The organism is Pontibacterium sinense, assembly GCF_015209595.1.
Classification (GTDB): Bacteria; Pseudomonadota; Gammaproteobacteria; order Pseudomonadales; family Balneatricaceae; genus Pontibacterium; species Pontibacterium sinense.
The window spans coordinates 64,753-85,707 of the sequence record NZ_JADEYS010000008.1 but is presented as its reverse complement, the minus strand read 5'-3'; the positions used below and the strand labels follow the sequence as shown (position 1 = coordinate 85,707).

The 20,955-nt window shown below is 49.2% G+C and carries 16 protein-coding genes; 5 read left to right on the top strand and 11 right to left on the bottom strand.

The annotated features are described in order from the left end of the window. Positions 1-42: 42 nt before the first annotated feature. Entirely contained in the window at positions 43-408 is a 366-nt protein-coding gene (locus IOQ59_RS09630) for a diacylglycerol kinase (RefSeq protein ID WP_193953074.1), read from the bottom strand. Between the two features lie 150 nt (positions 409-558). Here IOQ59_RS09630 and IOQ59_RS09625 point away from each other — a divergent pair, with 150 nt between their 5' ends. The 3 genes from IOQ59_RS09625 (at position 559) to tal (ending at position 3,484) form a co-directional block, all read left to right on the top strand. Further along, positions 559-1,242 carry a class I SAM-dependent methyltransferase gene (locus IOQ59_RS09625; RefSeq protein WP_193953073.1) on the top strand — a complete coding sequence of 228 codons (684 nt, stop codon included), beginning with the start codon at positions 559-561 and terminating at the stop codon, positions 1,240-1,242. A 254-nt stretch (positions 1,243-1,496) separates the two neighbouring features. Next, a complete protein-coding gene (gene dusA, locus IOQ59_RS09620) occupies positions 1,497-2,510 on the top strand; it encodes a tRNA dihydrouridine(20/20a) synthase DusA (protein ID WP_228050811.1) in 1,014 nt (337 codons plus the stop codon). 20 nt (positions 2,511-2,530) lie between these two features. Further along, positions 2,531-3,484: a transaldolase gene (tal, locus tag IOQ59_RS09615; RefSeq protein WP_193953072.1), complete on the top strand. Its 954-nt coding sequence runs from the start codon at positions 2,531-2,533 to the stop codon at positions 3,482-3,484. 260 nt (positions 3,485-3,744) lie between these two features. Here tal and IOQ59_RS09610 read toward each other — a convergent pair whose 3' ends face one another. From IOQ59_RS09610 to IOQ59_RS09565, 10 genes are all read right to left on the bottom strand, one after another. Next, on the bottom strand, positions 3,745-4,227 hold the full coding sequence (locus IOQ59_RS09610; protein ID WP_193953071.1) for an STAS domain-containing protein: 483 nt from the start codon (positions 4,225-4,227) through the stop codon (positions 3,745-3,747). A gap of 1 nt (position 4,228) precedes the next feature. Next, complete coding sequence (locus IOQ59_RS09605) at positions 4,229-5,308, bottom strand: PP2C family protein-serine/threonine phosphatase (RefSeq protein ID WP_193953070.1); 1,080 nt, start codon at positions 5,306-5,308, stop codon at positions 4,229-4,231. 171 nt (positions 5,309-5,479) lie between these two features. Next, positions 5,480-6,175 carry an MlaA family lipoprotein gene (locus IOQ59_RS09600; protein ID WP_371871850.1) on the bottom strand — a complete coding sequence of 232 codons (696 nt, stop codon included), beginning with the start codon at positions 6,173-6,175 and terminating at the stop codon, positions 5,480-5,482. Positions 6,176-6,305: 130 nt separating this feature from the next. Further along, entirely contained in the window at positions 6,306-6,752 is a 447-nt protein-coding gene (tnpA, locus tag IOQ59_RS09595) for an IS200/IS605 family transposase (protein ID WP_193953069.1), read from the bottom strand. Positions 6,753-6,926: 174 nt separating this feature from the next. Continuing rightward, on the bottom strand, positions 6,927-7,928 hold the full coding sequence (locus IOQ59_RS09590; RefSeq protein ID WP_228050810.1) for a porin: 1,002 nt from the start codon (positions 7,926-7,928) through the stop codon (positions 6,927-6,929). Positions 7,929-8,272: 344 nt separating this feature from the next. Continuing rightward, positions 8,273-12,181, bottom strand: a complete 3,909-nt coding sequence (gene hrpA / locus IOQ59_RS09585) for an ATP-dependent RNA helicase HrpA (RefSeq protein WP_193953067.1) — start codon at positions 12,179-12,181, stop codon at positions 8,273-8,275. 117 nt (positions 12,182-12,298) lie between these two features. Further along, entirely contained in the window at positions 12,299-13,972 is a 1,674-nt protein-coding gene (locus tag IOQ59_RS09580; protein ID WP_193953066.1) for an AMP-binding protein, read from the bottom strand. A gap of 21 nt (positions 13,973-13,993) precedes the next feature. Continuing rightward, positions 13,994-14,761, bottom strand: coding sequence for a class II glutamine amidotransferase (locus IOQ59_RS09575; RefSeq protein WP_193953065.1), 768 nt, complete (start codon positions 14,759-14,761; stop codon positions 13,994-13,996). A gap of 9 nt (positions 14,762-14,770) precedes the next feature. Continuing rightward, positions 14,771-15,109 carry a polymer-forming cytoskeletal protein gene (locus IOQ59_RS09570; protein ID WP_255512538.1) on the bottom strand — a complete coding sequence of 113 codons (339 nt, stop codon included), beginning with the start codon at positions 15,107-15,109 and terminating at the stop codon, positions 14,771-14,773. Between the two features lie 14 nt (positions 15,110-15,123). Next, a complete protein-coding gene (locus tag IOQ59_RS09565; protein WP_193953063.1) occupies positions 15,124-16,116 on the bottom strand; it encodes a M23 family metallopeptidase in 993 nt (330 codons plus the stop codon). Between the two features lie 272 nt (positions 16,117-16,388). Here IOQ59_RS09565 and bktB point away from each other — a divergent pair, with 272 nt between their 5' ends. Further along, entirely contained in the window at positions 16,389-17,573 is a 1,185-nt protein-coding gene (bktB, locus tag IOQ59_RS09560) for a beta-ketothiolase BktB (protein WP_193953062.1), read from the top strand. A 203-nt stretch (positions 17,574-17,776) separates the two neighbouring features. Then, on the top strand, positions 17,777-20,908 hold the full coding sequence (gene putA / locus IOQ59_RS09555; RefSeq protein ID WP_193953061.1) for a bifunctional proline dehydrogenase/L-glutamate gamma-semialdehyde dehydrogenase PutA: 3,132 nt from the start codon (positions 17,777-17,779) through the stop codon (positions 20,906-20,908). Positions 20,909-20,955 lie beyond the last annotated feature (47 nt).

Sequence of the window (20,955 nt, the reverse complement as noted above, 5' to 3'; positions counted from 1 at the left end):
GCGGCGAATACCGCAACAGAAATCCGCATGACACACTGATAATTAGACGTAGTTTTCCCAGAGAACAGCGCCCCAGACCAAACCCGCCAACAACAAAACCACTAGTACAGCCGCAGATCCGGTATCTTTGGCAACGCCAGCCAGCGCATGAAACTCAGTTCCTGCACGATCGACAATCGCTTCAATCGCCGTATTCAACAATTCCATCGCCAGTACAATCAAGCAAACCCCAACCAACGCTGCGAACTGATAAGCGCTTTGTGCAACAACACATGCAAGCGGAAATAAGACTGCGAATGCATAAACTTCATATCGAAAAGCAGGCTCATTCGCGAACGCGGCTTTGATCCCCTTCATCGAATAACAGGATGCATAATACAAACGCATCAAACCGGTATTCTTTTCCATCACGACACCTTTCTAATTTAATAGATACACACGTAAAACCTCTGAAGTATTAAAACACCACCCAGAGCATCTCAAGGAGAAATCAGTTATAGCATGCAGCATTAAAGCCACATACAATCACATTAAATAAGCATTTACTGATATACCGACATGAGCATGCAGCTAGAGCACACCCAATCTTATTTACTCACTCACCATGGTGGTGATGGACAACTGGCGGCACAGCGCACCCAAGACAGCCACACCCGAAACCACGATGAGAGCTTTTGGCGATTCTGGTATCAGTGGACTGAAAAAATCCTGCCAGCCGACGGGCACGTAGTGGATCTGGGTGCAGGTATTGGCCTCTTCGTCCAAACGATGGCACACCGCTTCCCCGATCTTACAACTACCGGTATCGAGTGTGCACCCTACATGCTGGAGCGGACAGTGGAGCTACCCTCGAATGGCCATATCGTTGTCGACGATCTCAACGCGCCCTCCAACCTATTTCAACATGACAGCATTGATACCTGCATAGCCAATATGCTGATTCACGAGCTTCACCAACCTATTTTGCTGTTTAAGCAAGTGAAACACTGGCTCAAACCCGGCGGCCGCCTGATCCTGATTGACATGGTACGCCAACCACTCGAAAGCTACCTCACCCACAAACACCCAGACGCCACCCAACTTGAGCGAGATCAGCTTGAAGAAAGCTTCCAGCACTTCCTCGAGCATAACCGCTACACCCCAGAAGATCTTAGCTTTATGCTGCAACATTGCGGTTTTGAAGTAGAGATACTCGAACCCTTTAAAAAAGGACGCGCCATACGTATCGCCGCTACAGCCTAATCCAAACAGGATCTCCTCAAAGCCAACGGAGGTGATTGTGTCGGGAGTTCTAAATGTGGCGTTTGGAGACACGCCTAAACACAGTGCCTCCGATAGCGGGCCGGATGCAAAGTCGAATCAATTTGGCCCTACGTGTATAATCGACTCCATAATGTAGCAGGATATCTTTATCCTACTAAGAGTTAAGACTACGTCTGAACAATACCCTTCGGGTATCCCCAACACTCAGACTCACAACAGCAGTAGAACCGACATTGAATAACCCTATAGAATCAAACTCTAAGCCACACACCCCGCGGGATACACTGGATCGCCGCTTCTGCGTTGCCCCGATGATGGATTGGACGGACCGGCATTGCCGATACTTCCACCGCCTGATCAGCCATCACGCCGTTTTGTACACTGAGATGGTCACCACTGGAGCCCTGATTCATGCGGATGAAGCTCGCTTTTTACAGTTTGATCCAAAGGAACAACCGGTAGCTCTACAACTCGGCGGTAGCAACCCTGAGGATCTCACTCAGTGTACAAAAATGGCGGAAGACTGGGGTTACAACGAGGTAAACCTGAATGTCGGCTGCCCAAGCGATCGCGTGCAAAACAACATGATCGGCGCTTGTCTGATGGCACACCCTCAGCTGGTTGCTGAATGCCTCCACAAGATGCAATCGGTTGTAGATATTCCCGTGACGGTCAAACACCGCTTAGGCATTGACGACATGGACAGCTATGAAGAACTTCACAACTTCGTAGACATTGTTAAGCAATCAGGCTGCAGAACCTTCATTGTTCATGCCCGCAAAGCGATTCTTCAAGGATTAAGCCCGAAAGAAAACCGAGATATTCCACCGTTAAAATATGAATGGGTATATCAACTCAAGAGGGAATTTCCCGAGCTTGAAATCATTATTAATGGCGGCATTAAGACCCTCGAAGAGTGCGAACAGCATTTACAGCAGGTCGATGGCGTCATGGTTGGGCGCGAAGCTTACCAGAACCCATACATGATGGCTGAAGTCGACAACCGATTGTATGACGCAGATTCAACACCACAACAGCGTAAAGCCGTTATCGAAGCGATGCTGCCATATATAGATGCACAGCTCAACGATGGCCGATACTTAAACCACGTGGTACGGCATTTGCTCGGACTATTTCATGCACAGCGCGGCGGACGCCAGTTCCGTCGCTACCTGAGCGAAAATGCCCATAAACCCGGCGCTTCCATCAATACACTTAAAGAAGCGCTGGATTTAATTCCAGATTAACTTTGCAGGACAAATACGAAATGGAAAGCCAACTCGATCAACTAAAAAAAATGACCACTGTTGTTGCCGATACCGGCGATATAGAGGCCATTCGAACGTTTAAACCCGTAGATGCGACAACCAACCCATCGCTGCTATTGAAAGCCGCTTCCCTGCCCGACTATGCACCGCTTCTGACCGAAGCAAAAGCCTGGGCACAAGAACAGGGCGGCGATAATCAGGCACTACTGGGTAATATGACCGATCGTTTTGCCGTTTCTATTGGCCGTGAAATTCTGAACATCATTCCAGGACGTATCTCAACAGAAGTGGATGCACGCCTGTCATTTGATACTAAAGCAACTGTAGAGCGCGCCCACAAACTGATTCGCATGTATGCGGATGCCGGAATCAGCAAAGAACGCATTCTGATTAAAATTGCTTCTACTTGGGAAGGCATTGAAGCAGCACGTCAGCTTGAGAAAGAAGGCATCAACTGCAACCTGACTCTGCTGTTTAATTTTGCTCAGGCAGCCGCATGCGCGGAAGCTGGCGCATACCTGATTTCGCCGTTCGTCGGCCGCATTCTGGATTGGTACAAAGCTAACACCGAAGCGCAGGACTACACCGGACTGAATGATCCGGGTGTACAGTCGGTCTCTCGCATTTATAACTACTTCAAGACCAATAATTACAACACGATTGTCATGGGTGCCAGTTTCCGCAACATCGGTGAAATCCAAGCATTATCTGGCTGTGATCGCTTAACGATCGCTCCTGCACTAATGCAGGAACTGTCCGAAACAAATGCAACGCTCACCCAGCAGCTTTCCGCATCTCAAGCAAACAGCAAAGACATGAAGATTGTATTGGATGAAAGCTCATTCCGATGGGAATTGAACGAAGACCCGATGGCGACAGAAAAACTCGCTCAGGGCATTCGCGCCTTTGCGGTTGATCAGGTCAAGCTAGAGACACTATTAAGCCAGCAGTAAGGCGAATATCCACTCGAGCGCTGATCAGCGCTCGGGATTTTAACGCTGTCCGCAAGCAAATTTTGGACAAAAAAAAGCCCGTGAGCTTCCGAGCTCCGGGCTTTTCCCCCCAGCGTTCCATGCCGGTCACCGCTCTTTTCCGTAAGCAGTGAGAGGAAATTACATCCTTGGTAATTGACAGATCCTTCTGCTTTCCCCATTTCCTGAAATCAATTTTATAGATTCTGGCTCATTACTGTATATAGGAATTTTTCCTATTTTTAGCTTTTCTCTAACGTTTTAACCAGATCTTTAAACGCTTCTCGATTAGAGTCATTCAGGTCAATAAGAATACGGTGAGCCGCTATAATTCGCATCCTGATCGATTCTTCAGAGTCCTGTACAAATGACAACTTTTTAAGATCACTTGGACAAGTAGGCAACTCGCTAATAAGTACAAATATATGATCGAAACCCATGCTCATAAGCACACGCGTTATATTCTCATTCGTCGAGACAACCGTGGGCTTAGGTAACGACAAAGCATACGCCTTGATAGAAAGCTTAGCGATCAGACCAAGCGACGTGCTATCGATCCCCTCCGCCTCTGTCAGGTCAACCAGTATTTCCTGAGCATCAATACTCGCCAGAGATTCCTCAATATGACAATCCAATGTAGCACACAGAGTTAGCCGGACATCTCCCACAAACTTAAGGATATAGCGGCCATCTACACATGCAGAAAAGATCGAACCTTCTTTCATCTTACCATCCAACAACTGTCATAATTGCTATGTCGTCAGGCGCCTCGCCGCTAAAGCTGGCAGTGAGACTTGCCTTCAACCTCTCCGGACTGGAGCCTCGCAGATTATCCACCACAGCACGAACATACTCTTCTCGGGACAACATATCTTTCTGCGGCAAAACCTCAAGAATACCGTCAGAGAACAAGGTTATCTGAAAGGATGACTCAAGTTCGATTGATCTTTCGTCATATATCGGCTGCTCGAACAGACCGACCGGCATTCCTCTTCCCTCCAAATATCGAGTTCCTCGCGTATCCGTCAGCAGCGGCATTGGATGATGCCCACCCACTGCATAGTGCAATAACCCACTGTTGCGATCAATCGCTCCCAGAAACATGCTCAAATGCTTACCTACGCCTGTTTCCAGCATCTCGGTATTGATCCGCTGCAATACATCACCTAGCGAAGGAAGCTCATCTGGAGACACATCTTTGTAATCACGCACGAGACTCTGCGTCATATTCTTCAACAGAACCGTCACCAGCGCAGAAGAGGCACCATGCCCTGAGACATCAGCCAAATAGAAAACCATACGCTGGTCATCAACCGGCACTACATCAACAAAGTCGCCACTTAGATATAGCGAAGGCGTGATTTGATGTTGAGCTTTAATACCACAAATTTCGATTGTTTCTGCAGGCATCATATTACGCTGTATATGATAGGCCGCTTGCTGATCAGCTTGCAGCTCAGAAAGACTCTGTTCAAGCTCTTCCCTGTAAAACCGATTCTCTTCCAATGTGCGTGCCCAGCCCATAAGACGCTCAACCGCATCCAAAAATGCCTGACTCTGCCGAGCAACGTCAGCCACATCAAATACATCAGAGGCACCTACACGCAGCGCTGAAAATACAGCAGCGCTACTGGGATCATCCAGTAGAATCAGAACAGGATTAGGAGAATGGAGATCAATCAAATCATGGCATAACGCCTGCTTCGCGGCGGGAACACGAACGATCACAAGAGAAAAGTCTGAATCCCGGAGCTTATCCTTTGCATCGGATAAGGAGAAACTGGTTGATACTCTCAAATCTAGCATCGATGACTCATTCAACAGATCAAAAATTCGATCTATTAACACAGTTGAATGATCAACAATCAGTATTTTTTGAGTGGTGTGACTCATAAATCACCCCAAGGCAGGCGCTTGTGATCCATGAGTCAACAAGTTAAACCTAATATCGGCAACATGCAATAAGCCACAACCGACTTAGAAGTTTTCGTCATCGTAGTCTTCTGACTGACCATCATTGATCGAGAACTCACGACGCTGAAGATAAGCATCACGGATAAATGTATAACGATCACCCGTAATTAGCTTTTCGGCTTCCAGCAAACCAGAACGCGTATCGATAGCCTGCAAACCAATAACCGCATATCGGGCAGAATCATCTTCAATATTTGAAATAGGTGACGTAATCGAGTCAACAATCAAGCCCCCGGTATCACGGACATTTGAGGGACCGAATAACGGCAACACAAGATACGGACCGGATGACATACCCCAATATCCGAGCGTCTGACCAAAATCTTCGTTATGCTCCTCAATACCCATTGGTGTTGCGACATCCAGCACCCCCCCCAAACCAAATGTTGTATTAAAGGACACACGAGCCAAATCTTCGCCTGCCGCTTCAAATTTTGCCTGAAGTACATTGTTTAGCAGGCTGCCAACGTCAGAAATATTATCAAAGAAGTTGGATACCCCAGTTTCTACCAAGTCAGGCGTAATAGCCTTATAGCCGAGGGTAATAGGTTTAAGCGCATATTTATCCAAGCCTTCATTAAAACCGAACATCACGCGATTATAACCTTCCCAGGGGTCGATCTCATGACCATCCGCCAAAACGGCTGGACTCGTCATCATCAACCCCGAAACTAATACCGCTACAAAACGTTTGCTCACGCTTTTATCCTTTTCACTTCAACAAGGCTTCATTGTAGCCCTATCTTTCCAGAAGAAAAATAAAACCTAAAGTAAATAACCACCTTCTTAGAAGGTGGCTTTGCGTAAAGCCCCCTAAAAGGGGGCGGTACTATTGTTGAACATCTAGCTTCAGCTGTCTTTGCTCATCAATTTTCGACTCTTTCTCCTGATGCCTAACATAGCGACGTATAATCTCTTCATTCGCACCTACTGAGTCAACGAAGTAGCCTCTTTGCCAAAAGTGATTCCCCCAGAGCTTGTTCTTCCTCAAATAGGGAAACTTATTGAACAACCGGATCGCGGTTCTTCCCTTTAGCGTTCCCACTAGCTCGGAAACACTGAGTCTTGGTGGTGTTCGAACCACTAGGTGAACATGGTCTATCTGCACATTTAGCTCTACAACTGTGCACTTCTTCATACTGCAGAACACATAAATGCTGCGATAGACCTCTTTTCCTACCTTTCCCTTGAGAATTCGAAATCTATACTTCGGCGTCCAGACGATGTGATACTGACATCGATAGAATACGTGTGATGCGGATTCATATCGGCTCATGCTAACTACTCCTTTCATTTGCTGGTAACAAACGAAACAGTATTTAGCATGAGCACTCTTCAGGCAGAGCCTCGAGTGAATGATCACCACCTCCATAGGAGGTGGTTTATGGCTGAAAACGAAAAAGGGCCCCCTAATGGGAGCCCTCTTATCATAGCTATCTAATAATCAATATTAGAAGTCTACGCGGTAACCAACAGCCAGGCTGTCGTCAGCGCCTTTGTCGTAGTAACCGACAAACGCTGTAGCAGCTTTACCCAGCTTCTGGGAAACTTCCAGAGAGTATGCATCATCAGCTACGTTATCGTTGTCGATAAAGTTAGCAGCTACAGTCGTTTTATCCATAGTGTACTTAGCAGCCAGCTCATAAGAATCTTCATTACCAGCACCTGCTGTTTCATCGTCCTGATAACGAGCAGCCACATACAGACCACCAGTTGTGTAAGAAGCAGCTACAGAGTTAACACTCTGACCTGATGGCTCCAAACCAATTGTGGAAGCAGCCAATGTCAAACCATCAACAGAATACTTAACCGCTAGGTTGTATGCATCCAGATCTTCGCTGTCATCTGAAGCGGTTGTTGTTTTATTGAAAACTTGACCAACTGTTGCAGCATTACCTGCGTCCACGTCTGCCTGAGTAGCAATAGCAGCAGAAGAGGTAGCAGCTTTATCGTTGTTGTTTGCAATCAGAACAGCTGCAACCTGCAATCCATTCATCGCAGGCGAGATATAAGCAACAGTGTTGCTCAATCGGTGCAAGCCTGGCTGGTAACCGGTGTTACCAGAGTTATCGCTGTTAACCAGAATATCTGTAGGGAAGACAGTCCAGATTGCAAATGGAGACCACTGACGACCAGCGTTAACAGTACCAAAGTCACCGGTAATACCGATGCTCGCCAAACGACCACCGTTACCTTGAGTTTTCTGGTAACCCAATGCGCCAGTTTCAGTACTTACAAATTGTTCCCACTGAAAAATTGCTTTAGCGCCGGAGAACAGCTCAGTAGAACCCTTGATACCGATACGGGAAGCGTTATCGGTAAAGTCCAGACCAGTGCTGTCGTAGTTGCTCAGATTCAAACGCAGAGAACCGTACAGAGTTGCGTCAGCTTGAGCAGCGATTGGAGCAGTCAGAGCACCAGCTACCGCCAGAGCGATAATAGATTTTTTCATCAACATTTCCCCTTCAATTTTCAACATACTAGTAGTGAATTTAGTGTTTTTGTTTTTCTTTGCGTGCCTTATGACTGGCACGTCTAGAAAATACTACAAATCTTTTTTCATTCAAATAAATTTTAAGTCCATTTCGGAGCTTATTAATTTATTTGAACAATCATATCTTTATCTCATCTAAATAAGGCATCTGCCAGCGATTCTTTGATCGCTAATTGGTAAATACTGACTTACTCAGAGGGTATGTTTACCCAAATTTTTCGCATTACAGCATACCCTTAACACTACTGCAACCATCTAGACCCTACTAATTGCATACAACAAAGGTCGACCATTGACCTGAGTCAAACCAGTACTTTCTGCCACTGCTGGCGTATTCTTTTGTCAGATACGGGGTATTCAGTGCCCAGCTGCTGGGCAAAAAGAGATACTCGGTATTCCTCCAGCATCCACCTAAAGTGCTGGAGTTCAGGATCAGCAACGCCGTTCTTCTTATGTTGTTCCACACGACTTTGGTACTCCGCCCAGTAGGCACCTAACTGATCACTCAGCAGGCGTTCCTGATTAAGGTTACGACGAAATTTTTCCAACCGTTGACCAATCGCTTTCAGGTAACGAGGGTAATTTTGCAACCTCCGCCAGCTATGATTAGATATATATGTACTATCAATCAAAGCACCTAGCTGCATTTTTATATCATTCAACACAGCCACTTCAGCAAGGTCCATTCGTCCCTTAAGTTGTTTCTGAATTTCGTGGTAATGTTTATGACATTCGAAAACAAATCGAGCGACGATAACAGCCTGATCAACCAGCTGCGAACGACTGTTTTCCAGCCGCTGTTTAAAGTCCTGTTCATTCCTCGGTAACGATTCATCTAATCCCATTAAGTAACGAACCGCTTGCTGTATACACTGATCCTGCAGAGACCGTTTATCCAGTACTTTTCCGACCAACATGACGCTACGGTCGACATCCGGCAATTGTTTACGCGCGTAACGCACCTGCTCAGTCAACGCGATGATCGCCAGTCGTACGACACCCAGTATAGAGAGCGCATCTGCATCCGCTTTGTGAGTCACGACAGAGAGCGAAACAGAATCACCTTTATCTAACATTGCAGGATAGGCTTCGACCTCTATTCCGCCGGCCTGACGAAGACGGATACTTTCCTGTAATTCACCAAAATCCCATTTTGTAATCCCGTCGCGGCCCCACTTTTCTCCAGGCCCACGCTTCAGAGCTGCCGAGACTTTATCTGCAAATTGATGCTGTAGGTTTTGTAGATCTCGTGATTCACCCTGAACCTTACCTTTCTCACTCAGCACCTGCAGATTAACCTGAAAATGCTTTTCCAGCTGCACTGCTCGAAGCGCCTCAGGATCAACCGCGACACCGGTCCTGCGCTTCAGCTGCAGTGCCAGCGCTTCATACAGATCTCCTTCGCCAAAACTGATCTGCTCCAACGCAGCGTCGACATAATCGGGAATCGGCACGAAATTCTTGCGAATCTGCTTCGGCAATCCTTTCATAATGGCAATACACTTATCCCGCAACATGCCGGGGACCAGCCACTCAAGACGGGTCGTGGGCAACTGATTTAACAGCGCCATGGGTGTACTTAAGGTAACGCCATCATCCTTGGCCCCCGGCTCAAAGTGATACGCCAGCTTCAGCTTAATCCCGTCCATCGGCAGATGATCTGGATATTGTCCGGCTGAGACATGATCGGTTGAGCGCTGAAGCAGATCCTCTTCCTTCATCAGCAACGCATCGGGTTGCTCCTGCTCGACTTTGTTGCGCCAATGTTCAAATCCCGCGCCGTTAACAACACCCTCTCCACCCAGCTCTTCCATACGTGCATGATAGAACTGATAAAGCGACTCTTCGTCCACCAACAGATCTCGGCGACGGGATTTCGCTTCGAGCGCCTCGATACCTTCAAGCAGTGCTCGGTTATGTGCGAGAAACTTCCCTTTAGTAACAAACTCGCCCTCAACCAATGCCTGACGAATAAATATTTCGTGTGACTGCTCGGGTTCGATTTTGCCGTAATGGATCGTTCGCTTTGGAATGATGATCAGGCCGTAAAGCGTCACCTGTTCCAAAGCAACAACTTGTGCACGCTTTTTCTCCCAGTGTGGCTCAAGGTAGCTGCGTTTAACCAGATGTTTGGCCAATGCTTCCGCCCATTCTGGTTCAATGCGGGCAACCATCCGCGCATATAGCTTGGAGGTTTCCACCAGCTCTGCGGCCATAATCCACTTAGGGGATTTCTTAAACAACATCGAGCCGGGAAAGATGTGAAACTTTTTGTTCCTTGATCCCAGATACTCTTTGTTTTCTTGCTTAAAGCCCATCTGACTTAACAAGCCAGAGAGCAGAGACTTATGAATCGATGCGTAGTCCGATTCGTCTTTATTTTCCTTATATCCCAACTGCTTACAGATCAAATGAAGCTGGCGATGGATATCCCGCCACTCGCGCATTCGCATATAAGAAAGGAACTGTTTCTGACAGAATTTTCGCAGCTGATTCTGACTCAGCTCCTGACGCTGCTCTTCATACATATCCCATAGATTAACGAGGGTAATGAAATCTGACTCTTCACTGGCAAATGCACGATGCCGCTCATCCGCCGCCTGTTTTTTCTCGATTGGACGCTCTCGTGGGTCCTGCACACTGAGTGCACTGGCGATCACCATCACTTCACGTAGACAGTTTTGCTTCACGGCTTCCAGCAACATACGGCCAATCCGCGGATCAACCGGCAACTTACTTAAATTACGTCCCTGCGGTGTCATCTTCCGCTTATCATCGACCGCTCCAAGCTCATGCAACAATTTGAAACCATCGTTGATAAAGCGGATATCAGGCGGATCAATAAACGGAAACTCGGATATATCCCCCAGCCGTAGATTCAACATCTGCAAAATAACAGCAGCAAGGTTTGTCCGACGGATCTCTGCGTCCGTAAATTCTGGACGCGAGACAAAATCATCTTCGGAATAGAGGCGTATGCAGGTACCCGCCGCAACACGTCCACAGCGCCCCTTACGCTGGTTTGCGCTGGCCTGCGACACCGGTTCAATCGGCAGTCGCTGTACCTTGGAGCGATAGCTATATCGACTAATACGGGCAAAGCCGGGATCGATAACGTAACGAATACCTGGAACAGTCAGGGAGGTTTCAGCAACGTTTGTCGCTAATACAATTCGCCGTCCGACGGACCGCCCGACGTGAAAAATTTTGTTCTGCTCCGCCACGCTCAAGCGCGCATAGAGCGGCAGTATCTCAGTATTGCGCAGTTGGGCTTTGCGCAGGAAATCGGCTGTTTCGCGAATTTCCCGCTCACCACTCATAAACACCAGAATGTCACCGGGTGAAGAAACACCCTTTTCACGTTCTAGCTGTGAAAGTTCATCAACCGCACTCAGAATGCCCTGCGGTTGATCCACATCACTGCCCGCCTCTCCCAGCGGACGATACAGCACATCGACCGGATAAGTACGCCCTGACACTTCAATCACCGGTGCATTGTCGAAATGTTTGGAAAAACGCTCCAGATCGATCGTCGCCGACGTAATGATCACTTTCAGGTCAGGGCGTTTTGGCAGTACGCGCTTCAGATATCCCAGCAGAAAGTCGATATTGAGGCTGCGCTCATGGGCCTCATCGATGATCAGGACCTCATACTTTTCCAGGAAACGATCATTCTGAGTTTCCGCCAACAGTATGCCATCGGTCATCAGCTTGACCATCGACTGATCGGACACCTGATCCGTAAAGCGGACCTGATAGCCCACCACTTTACCGACTTCAGTCTGCAACTCTTCCGCGATACGACCTGCTACCGCACGCGCTGCAAGTCGGCGAGGCTGGGTATGCCCTATCAGCCCTCGCGCGCCCAAACCCAGCTCCAGACAGATTTTAGGAAGCTGGGTGGTTTTGCCCGATCCGGTTTCACCTGCAACCACGACAACCTGATGATCACGAATCGCTTCCTGAATCTCCTCACGTCGTGAAGATACCGGCAGATCCGGATAATTGATGGTACCTATCCGCGACCTCTTGTCCGCTACAGATTGTATCGATTCCGCCACAGATTCTTCGATCTGATCCAGCATACGATCCACAGGCTGATTTTTACTCACACGCTGTTCCACTTGCTGCAGACGGCGTTTGAAGTGATGAAGGTCGGCGATACGGCAGTCATTGAACTGCTGACGGAGCTGCTTGAGCTTAGATTTCACGATGGGAACTTGTCTATCAGATTCAGGAATTGGGCGAAGCGGGACATTATACGGCAGAGTGGAGCGATACGGCAGAACAAGTTAAATACGGTCAGATTGAGTATGTTGAAAAACAGGCTATAAATGGCGCCTTTTCTTGGTTTGCTTGCTGATCTCTTCTTCACGAATCTGGCGACGAATCACTTTGCCAACATTTGTTTTCGGCAATGCTGCACGAAATTCCACCAGCTTAGGCACTTTGTATGAGGTCAGACGTTCACGACAATACTCGCGCACGGCCTTGACGGTCAGGCGCCGGTTACGGCTTACAACGAACAGCTTGATCACCTCACCCAGCTCATCATCAGGCACCCCCACCACCGCACATTCCAGCACATCCGGATGACAGGCGATTAAATTTTCCACCTCACTGGGGTACACATCAAAACCTGCCGTTTTGATCACTTCAATTTTGCGATCAATGACCTCAATATAGCCTTCATCGCTGAGCGTCCCCATATCACCAGTCACCAACCAGCCATCTTCACGCAAGGTTTTACGCGTCAGCTCAGGCTGACGCCAGTACCCCGCCATCAACTGCGGCCCCCGCACCCATATTTCTCCCACCTCACCGGGATGTAATGACTCACCTTCCGTACCCACCACTTTAACTTCCGTCAGCGGCACCGGTGGTCCAACGGTGTCATCACGGCGCGTTTCATTTGGCGGATGGACGGCAACCACTGGCGAACATTCGGTCAAGCCATAGCCTTCTTGAATCGGACAGCCGGTGATCTCGGTCCACAAACCTTCCGTGAAACGTGTGAGCGACATCGCCCCCGAAACCGTCACTTTCAGGTTACTGAAATCCAAGCCACAGAAATCCTGATTCTGACAAAGATCCACAAACAGGGTATTGAGACCGGAGAACAGGGTAAAGCGCCATCGGGAGATCTCCTTCACAAACCCTTCGGTATCCCGTGGATTGATAATAAGCACAACATGCGCGCCGTTCTCCAGCATCAACAGGCCGTTCAACACAAAGGAATAGATGTGATAGAGCGGCAAGGGTGCAATAGCGACCTCTTCTTCCGGCACGCAGACCTGATTCATCACAGTTTTAAGCTGAGTAATATTGGCCAGCACGCTGTGATGAGTCAGCATCACGCCTTTTGATATCCCCGTCACACCACCGGTGTACTGTAGAAAAGCCAATTGATGACGTTCAATCTCAACGGGACGATAGGCGTGTTTCTGCCCTTTGTTCAGGCACGACTTAAATGAGACCGCATTAGGAATTTTGTAACGCGGTACGATTTTCCGAATATAGCGGGCTTGAAGGTTGATCCAGACGGACTTAGGAAAGGGGTGCAGATCCGCCAACTGGGTGACGATCACTTCTCGGATATCGGTATCAGGCAGTACCTGCTCGACGAGATAAGCGCTGTTGGCCAGTGTCACAACCGCTTTCACGCCCGCATCCACGAACTGATGTTTCAGCTCATCACGATCATAAAGTGGGTTGGTATTCACCACCACCAGACCCGCTTTCAATGCACCAAACACGGCCACCGGAAATTGCAGTAAATTCGGCAGGTGGATCGCAATGCGATCTCCCGGACGCAGATGGGGAGAACGTTGTAGCCAGCTAGCGAAGTGACTCGCATGTTCATTCAACGCGGCATAAGTCAGTGTGCCACCCTGACAGGAGAAAGCCGATGCATCTGCGTAACGCTGACAACAAGTCTCAAACCAGCGTACAAGATTGGGATACTTTTCAATATCCGCTCTTAATGCATCGTCATCTATCATATCTGTCCTTAGTGGGTTCGGTCAGACTGGAATACCATCCGCGAAGGTGATCATTTCACCCGGTTCCAGCTTCGTCCACACCTCGTTTTCAGTCAGTGGCACGGTAGTAATCACGGTCACAATGTCGTTGGGTGTGGTTTCTTTGTAGAAATCCACCGTCAGCTCACAATCCGTCAGTGATGCTTCACCAAAAGGAGCTTTACGCGTAATCCAGGCCAGCTTGCTACTGCAATAGGCAAATAACCAGGTGGACTCCGTCAATAACATATTAAACACGCCCAACGCACGGAGCTGATCACAGCGCTCCTGAATAAACGTTTGCAACGCAACAAGGTCATCCGGGCGCTCTGGAAACGCATTCCGAATCTCGCCTAATAGCCAACAAAATGCGTATTCGCTATCGGTTGTACCCACCGGATGATAATGCGTCAGCGGTAGATCAAATAACGCTTTATCCAGTTGTCCATTGTGAGCAAACGTCCAGATAAACCCCCAAAGCTCGCGGGTAAATGGATGTGTATTGGCAAGGTTTACTTCGCCTACATTGGCCTGACGAATATGACTGATCACCACATTACTTTTGATCGGATGTTCCTTGATCAAGTTAGCAATCTGAGAATCCACGCTCGGCTCCGGGTCATGAAAACTCCTTAACCCTTTGCCTTCATAAAAAGCGATACCCCAACCATCACGGTGCGGTCCTGTGCCACCACCCCGCTGCATCAATCCACTGAAACTGAAACAAATATCAGTTGGCACATTGGCACTCATGCCAAGTAATTCACACATACTCGTGCTTTAACCCTTTTTTTTCGAAACTACTTTTTCAGCCGGTGCTTCTATAGCCTCGACCACCGGCAGCGCCTCCAGTGCTTTATCGACTGCGGCCTGCTCCCAGTTTTTGCGCTCACCTACAAAGTTACCACGCGCATTAATCGACATCTGCTTGCTCGTGACAGTTGCCTGCACTTTGCCGTCTGCTTCAATGTGCAACTCGTCACAAATGACATCACCCTCCAACAGGCCGCTGACATTAATATGACGCGCCCGGATCAAACCACGAACATGGCCTGACTTACCGATTGAGATGTTGTCGATCGAGCTGATGGTGCCATCAAACGTCCCATCAATATGCATTTTGCCCGTCACTTTCATTTCGCCGCTGAACTTATTTCCTTCTGCGACGATGGTTGTTCCTGCCCGACCCTGCTTTGATTCAGAGGATACATTTCTTTTAATGAGGCCCATTTCACATCCTTTACTTTACTGAAGAGTGAATCAAAATCAGACATACTCCAAGCGAGAAACGGTGCTGGATCCAACGGTGTAAACAGGTGCCGCACCTCATAATGCAGATGCGGACCGGTAGAGATACCCGTGTTGCCGCTGTAGCCGATCAACTGTCCTTTACGCACAAATTCACGGTTTCCAACCTTCACCTTGTTCAGGTGCCCGTAGTACGTTTTAAATCCAAAATTATGTAGCAGAATGATTAACTTACCGTAACCACTCTGTTTATGGTATCCGGCGTATTCCACCACTGCATCCGCAGTGGCATAGATTGGCGTACCGATACTCGCCTTAAAATCAATTCCGTTGTGGTTATGACGCTTTTTTAACACAGGATGCAGCCGTGAACCAAAACGCGCCGTAATACGCGGGCTTCGGATCGGCATCCCATTGGGAATCATATGCAGGAAGTAGAGGCGCTTACTCGCCATCACCTGAAGCTCTTCTGCACGCGTCTCCGTCATCGTATCCGAGATAGGAAGACCCAGTAGCTGCTCCAGCCCTTCAAGCGATTGATCCAAGGATTGATTCAGTGCACCTATACGAACGTTCTCTTCTTCCAGTTGAGCTTTCTGGCTCATCAACGAATTAAGCGTACCGGAGAGTTCGTCCATCTCTGATTTATAGAGTTGCTGGGAACCCAGCATCAGTTCGTAATCCTGACTCAGCTGCTCGTGATCAATCGCCAGTTCTTCCAGATCTTCACTGGTTTTTAACAACAACGGATTGGATATAAAAAAACTGACCGCCGCCAACAATACGAACACAACCAATGCATAGCGGGCCAGCTGATTTAGAAAAAACTGCCGCGATCCATGCACGGTTGTCAGGGTCACAACTAATCTGTTTTTCAAACCAATACCCAACCTGAAATCACAACCAAAAGCAGAGCCAAATATACTCCTTTAGAGTGACATTGTCATAACCCGACAATGTCACGGCAACACGCATGTAGGACTCAGACATTGGTCTATTTTCGACCAATTGCTTAAGCCCATCGTATAGCGACGTAACTTAGGAGTGATACAGTGGAAGCATTCCTGAACAGGAAATAGCCACCCAGGGAAGTGACAACCGGTGGTTCACTATAAGAAGAAATAATAACGACAACGAAGAAGGATGCAGAATGAGCAATCGAGACATTGTAGTTCTTAGTGGCGTGCGTACCGCAATTGGTGGATTTGGTGGGAGCCTCAAGAGCAAAACCCCAGGTGAGTTGGGTGCAGCCTGTGTTGAAGAAGCAGTAAAACGTTCCGGCGCAGCACCGGAAGATTATGGTCACGCAGTATTTGGGAACGTGGTTCATACCGAGCGTCAGGATATGTATGTCAGCCGTGCGGCAGCCGTCAATGGTGGTCTGCCACACGAAACGCCAGCGGTGACCGTTAACCGTTTGTGCGGTAGTGGTTTACAAGCAATCATTACTGCTGCACAACAGATCGAAACAGATCAGTGCGATGCTGCTGTTGCCGGTGGTACCGAAGTGATGAGCCGTGCCCAGTACTGGATGCCAACGGCCCGTTTCGGTCAGCGTATGGGCGATGGCAAGATCGTCGATGCAATGGTCGGTGCCCTTACCTGTCCGTTTGATGATACCCACATGGGTATCACGGCAGAAAATGTTGCTGATAAATGGGATATCAGCCGCGAAGATCAGGACGCTTTGGCAGTCACGAGCCACAATCGCGCAGAAGCGGCGATTAAAGAAGGCCGTTTTAAAGACCAGATTCTGCCAATCGAAATCACTGAACGCCGTAAAACGGTTGTGTTTGATACCGACGAACACACCCGCCACGGTCTGACTCAGGCAGACCTGACCAAAATGCGTCCCGCATTCAAAAAAGACGGTTCCGTCACTGCAGGTAACGCATCCGGTATCAACGATGCCGCCGCCGCTGTCACGCTGATGGCTGCTGACGTGGCTGAAGCTAAAGGTCTGAAACCCATGGCACGCCTGGCGGGCTACAGCTTCGCGGGCGTAGAACCTAAATATATGGGTATTGGTCCTGTTCCGGCGGTACGTAAGTTGCTGGACAAGGCTGATCTGGCTGTGGGTGATATCGACGTTTGGGAAGTCAACGAAGCCTTCGCCGCTCAAGCACTGGCGGTGTGCCGTGATCTGGAATTGCCGATGGACAAAGTAAACGTCAACGGTTCCGGTATCTCTTTGGGCCATCCAATTGGTGCAACTGGCGCAATTATTACCGTCAAAGCATTGTATGAACTGCAGCGCACGGGTGGCCGTTACGCTGTTGTGACCATGTGTATTGGTGGTGGTCAGGGTATCGCCGCGTTGTTCGAGCGCGTCTAAACACCCTAAGCTGCCGTAAGCATGCTCGCTTACGGCAGGTCATATCGCCCCGGCCCATTTCCCCTGCCGGGGTGGTATCGTCTAACCTCATCCTCCTTTTCCATTCGACGTTACACACCTTTTCTTTACCAAACAGCCAGTGCATGAACCTTGTGCTTGAACTAAACTGATCCGGACATTCACGGACAATCAGGCGGTGACAGATGCATCCGCTATTTCACTACTTCACACCTGAATTTCATCAGGAAGATCTGCCAAGCCTCTGGCAGGAACTCTGCGATCACTACACCGCTGACGAAAAGCTGATGGTCGCAGAACTCCAACAATTAGTGCCAGACACGCCCGGCGCCGCCAATTTGGCCGCTACGTGGCTGACAACCCTACGCGAACAACCCACCAGCAAATTTGATCTGCACAGCCTCCTGAGCCAGTTCAGTCTTAACTCCGATGAGGGGTTAGCCTTGATGTCGATGGCAGAAGCACTGCTGCGTATCCCTGATGCGGAGACCGCTTATGCACTGGTTGAAGACAAACTGGATTCCGCTGATTGGGAGCAAGCACTGGGTAGCAGTGAAAGCACGCTCTTCAATACATCCATTTGGGGTATTGCGATGGGGCAGCGGCTGGTATCGCAGGACAGCAGCCCATCAGGCCTTTACGCATCCGTACGGCGGCGGTTAGGACGGCCCGCTTTATTGCAGGCGATGAAACTGATCATGCGCTCACTCGGTGAGAACTTTGTGTTCGCCGAGAATATTCAAGACGCCTGTGATAAACGTTGCGACTATGACCCGGAACTGAGCCAGTTTTCCTTCGATATGCTGGGAGAAGCGGCCGTCAGTGGTCAGGATGCCGAACATTACTTCAACGCTTACCTGAATGCGATTGAGACCGTCGGTCTGCAAAACAGTACAGCCGATACAACTATTTCGATCAAACTGTCCGCCCTTCATCCACGTTTCGAAAACCTGAAGAACCGCCGCGTTTTTCAGGAACTGACTGACCGCTTACTGCAACTGATCGTCGCTGCCCGTGCCGTGGATGTGGGCATCACCCTGGATGCGGAAGAAGCCGATCGACTGGAACTCAGCCTCAATCTATTCAAGGAATTACTGCGTACCGATCTGGTCATTGGCTGGGGCAAGCTGGGGCTGGCAGTACAAGCGTATGGTAAACGTGCCCTGCCGACCCTTGCGTGGCTGGAACATCTCGGTCGAGAACTGGATACGCCAATACCGGTTCGCTTGGTCAAAGGCGCATATTGGGATGCTGAGATTAAACAGGCGCAACAACTGGGGCTCGAGGACTATCCGGTATATACCCTCAAAGCGAGTACCGATATCGCCTACCTTGTCTGCGCACGCTTTTTACTGTCGGAACAGTGCCACTCGCTAGTGCCGGAATTTGCAACTCACAATGCATTAACAGCAGCTCAGCTGCTGGAGATTCCCAGCAATAAGCCGATTCAGTTCCAGCGACTTCATGGCATGGGTGATGGCTTGTATCAACAAATTTGCCGAGAACAGCGCCTGCCTTGTCGTATCTACGCACCCGTAGGGGATCATCGTGAACTGCTACCTTATCTAGTGCGACGCCTGCTGGAAAACGGGGCAAATAGCTCCTTTGTATTCAAAGCGAACAATCGCAGTATTCCCATCAACAGCCTGTTAAAAAGCCCCATCGAACGCCTGAAACAAACCAGCGCGCTGCGTAACCCTCGCATTCCACTCCCCGGTGATATCTACGCCAATACACGTCGTAATGCTGAGAGTTTTAACTACGGCTCAAGCAAGGCGCTGTTAGCGCTACGGAATGAGCTGGATCGTTTTGAACAAAAAACCTGGCATGCCACACCCTTGATATCCGGTGAGCGCCATCAAGGGACTGAAAGCACAGCAATCTATTGCCCCCACGATATTGAAAAGCAGATAGGGATACTGGACACAGCCACTCCAGATCAGATCAAACAGGCGTTCACTGATGCCTATCGCTCATGGCCCGAATGGCGGGATAGCCCCGTCTCAGAGCGTGCAGGTGTCTTAACCCGTTATGCAAACCTACTCGAAGAAAACCGGGTTGAGCTGATCCAACTATGTATGCATGAAGCAGGTAAAACCCTGCGTGATGCAATTGATGAGATCAGGGAGGCCATCGACTTCTGTCACTACTATGCCGCTCAGGCTGTGAGCCAACTCAACAGCCGCGAGCTGATCTCCGTCACTGGCGAAAGTAACGAGCTGCAACTGAAAGGCCGCGGGGTCTTCCTCTGCATAAGTCCTTGGAACTTTCCGCTCGCCATCTTCACCGGACAGATTGCCGCGGCACTCGTCACGGGCAACACCGTTCTGGCTAAGCCTTCCAGCAAAACCTCATTGATTGCCTATCGTGCGACTGAACTCTGGCTTGAAGCCGGTTTACCCGCCTCCGCATTACAGCTGCTCCCATACAGTGGCGCAGAGCTAAGCGATCTGTTGCTGAAAGATTACCGTCTGGCAGGCGTGGTATTTACCGGTTCCAGTGCCACCGCGTCAGATCTATTCGCCACCCTTGCCCAGCGGCTAGGGGCACCACTACCCGTTATGATTGCTGAAACCGGTGGTCTCAACGCCATGATTGCCGACAGCACCGCGTTGCCTGAACAAATCGTAAAAGATGTTGTGCGTTCTGCGTTTGCCAGTGCAGGACAGCGCTGTTCGGCACTGAGGGTACTCTATTTGCAGGAAGAGATTGCCGATGCCGTCACCGAAAAACTGATTGGGGCAACTCAGGAGTTAAAGCTGGGGAACCCGCACCGGTTTGATGTTGATGTAGGCCCCATCATCGACCAGCCTGCGATGGATGAACTGCACCAACATATCGAGCTGGCACGTTCTCAGGGAAGGCTACTGTATGAGCTTCCGGTGGGCACCGAACATGACCCCGGCTACTTTGTACCACCCACGATTTTGCGCTTGCATACCATGGATGAGCTGGCGGGAGAGACCTTTGGCCCGATATTACATATTGTGCGTTTCCCTGCTGAACGCCTGATGCAAGTGGTTGAGGAGATTAATCGCTCAGGCTACGGCCTGACACTGGGTATTCATTCGCGCAACAGTCAAACTATCCACCATATTGTCGACATCGCCCAAGTGGGCAATATCTATGTGAATCGCGACCAAATCGGTGCTGTCGTGGGTTCGCAGCCGTTTGGAGGGATGAATTTGTCCGGTACAGGCCCCAAAGCAGGTGGTCCTCACTATTTGCAACGCTTTGTGCAGGAAAAAACGATTACTCAAAACAGCACTGCCTGTGGCGGGAACCGGCAACTGCTAATGGATGCTGATGGAGACTGATGCTAACAAGTACGCAAACAGAAAAGGCGCTATAGAAAGCGCCTTTT

Excerpts from the sequence above, each read along its gene's own strand:
- IOQ59_RS09590 (WP_228050810.1), bottom strand. The coding sequence starts at position 7,928 with ATGAAAAAATCTATTATCGCTCTGGCGGTAGCTGGTGCTCTGACTGCT.
- putA (WP_193953061.1), top strand. The coding sequence starts at position 17,777 with ATGCATCCGCTATTTCACTACTTCACACCTGAATTTCATCAGGAAGAT.
- IOQ59_RS09610 (WP_193953071.1), bottom strand. The coding sequence starts at position 4,227 with ATGAAAGAAGGTTCGATCTTTTCTGCATGTGTAGATGGCCGCTATATC.
- bktB (WP_193953062.1), top strand. The coding sequence starts at position 16,389 with ATGAGCAATCGAGACATTGTAGTTCTTAGTGGCGTGCGTACCGCAATT.
- IOQ59_RS09625 (WP_193953073.1), top strand. The coding sequence starts at position 559 with ATGAGCATGCAGCTAGAGCACACCCAATCTTATTTACTCACTCACCAT.
- IOQ59_RS09630 (WP_193953074.1), bottom strand. The coding sequence starts at position 408 with ATGGAAAAGAATACCGGTTTGATGCGTTTGTATTATGCATCCTGTTAT.
- tal (WP_193953072.1), top strand. The coding sequence starts at position 2,531 with ATGGAAAGCCAACTCGATCAACTAAAAAAAATGACCACTGTTGTTGCC.
- IOQ59_RS09570 (WP_255512538.1), bottom strand. The coding sequence starts at position 15,109 with ATGCATATTGATGGGACGTTTGATGGCACCATCAGCTCGATCGACAAC.
- IOQ59_RS09605 (WP_193953070.1), bottom strand. The coding sequence starts at position 5,308 with ATGCTAGATTTGAGAGTATCAACCAGTTTCTCCTTATCCGATGCAAAG.
- IOQ59_RS09580 (WP_193953066.1), bottom strand. The coding sequence starts at position 13,972 with ATGATAGATGACGATGCATTAAGAGCGGATATTGAAAAGTATCCCAAT.
- tnpA (WP_193953069.1), bottom strand. The coding sequence starts at position 6,752 with ATGAGCCGATATGAATCCGCATCACACGTATTCTATCGATGTCAGTAT.
- IOQ59_RS09575 (WP_193953065.1), bottom strand. The coding sequence starts at position 14,761 with ATGTGTGAATTACTTGGCATGAGTGCCAATGTGCCAACTGATATTTGT.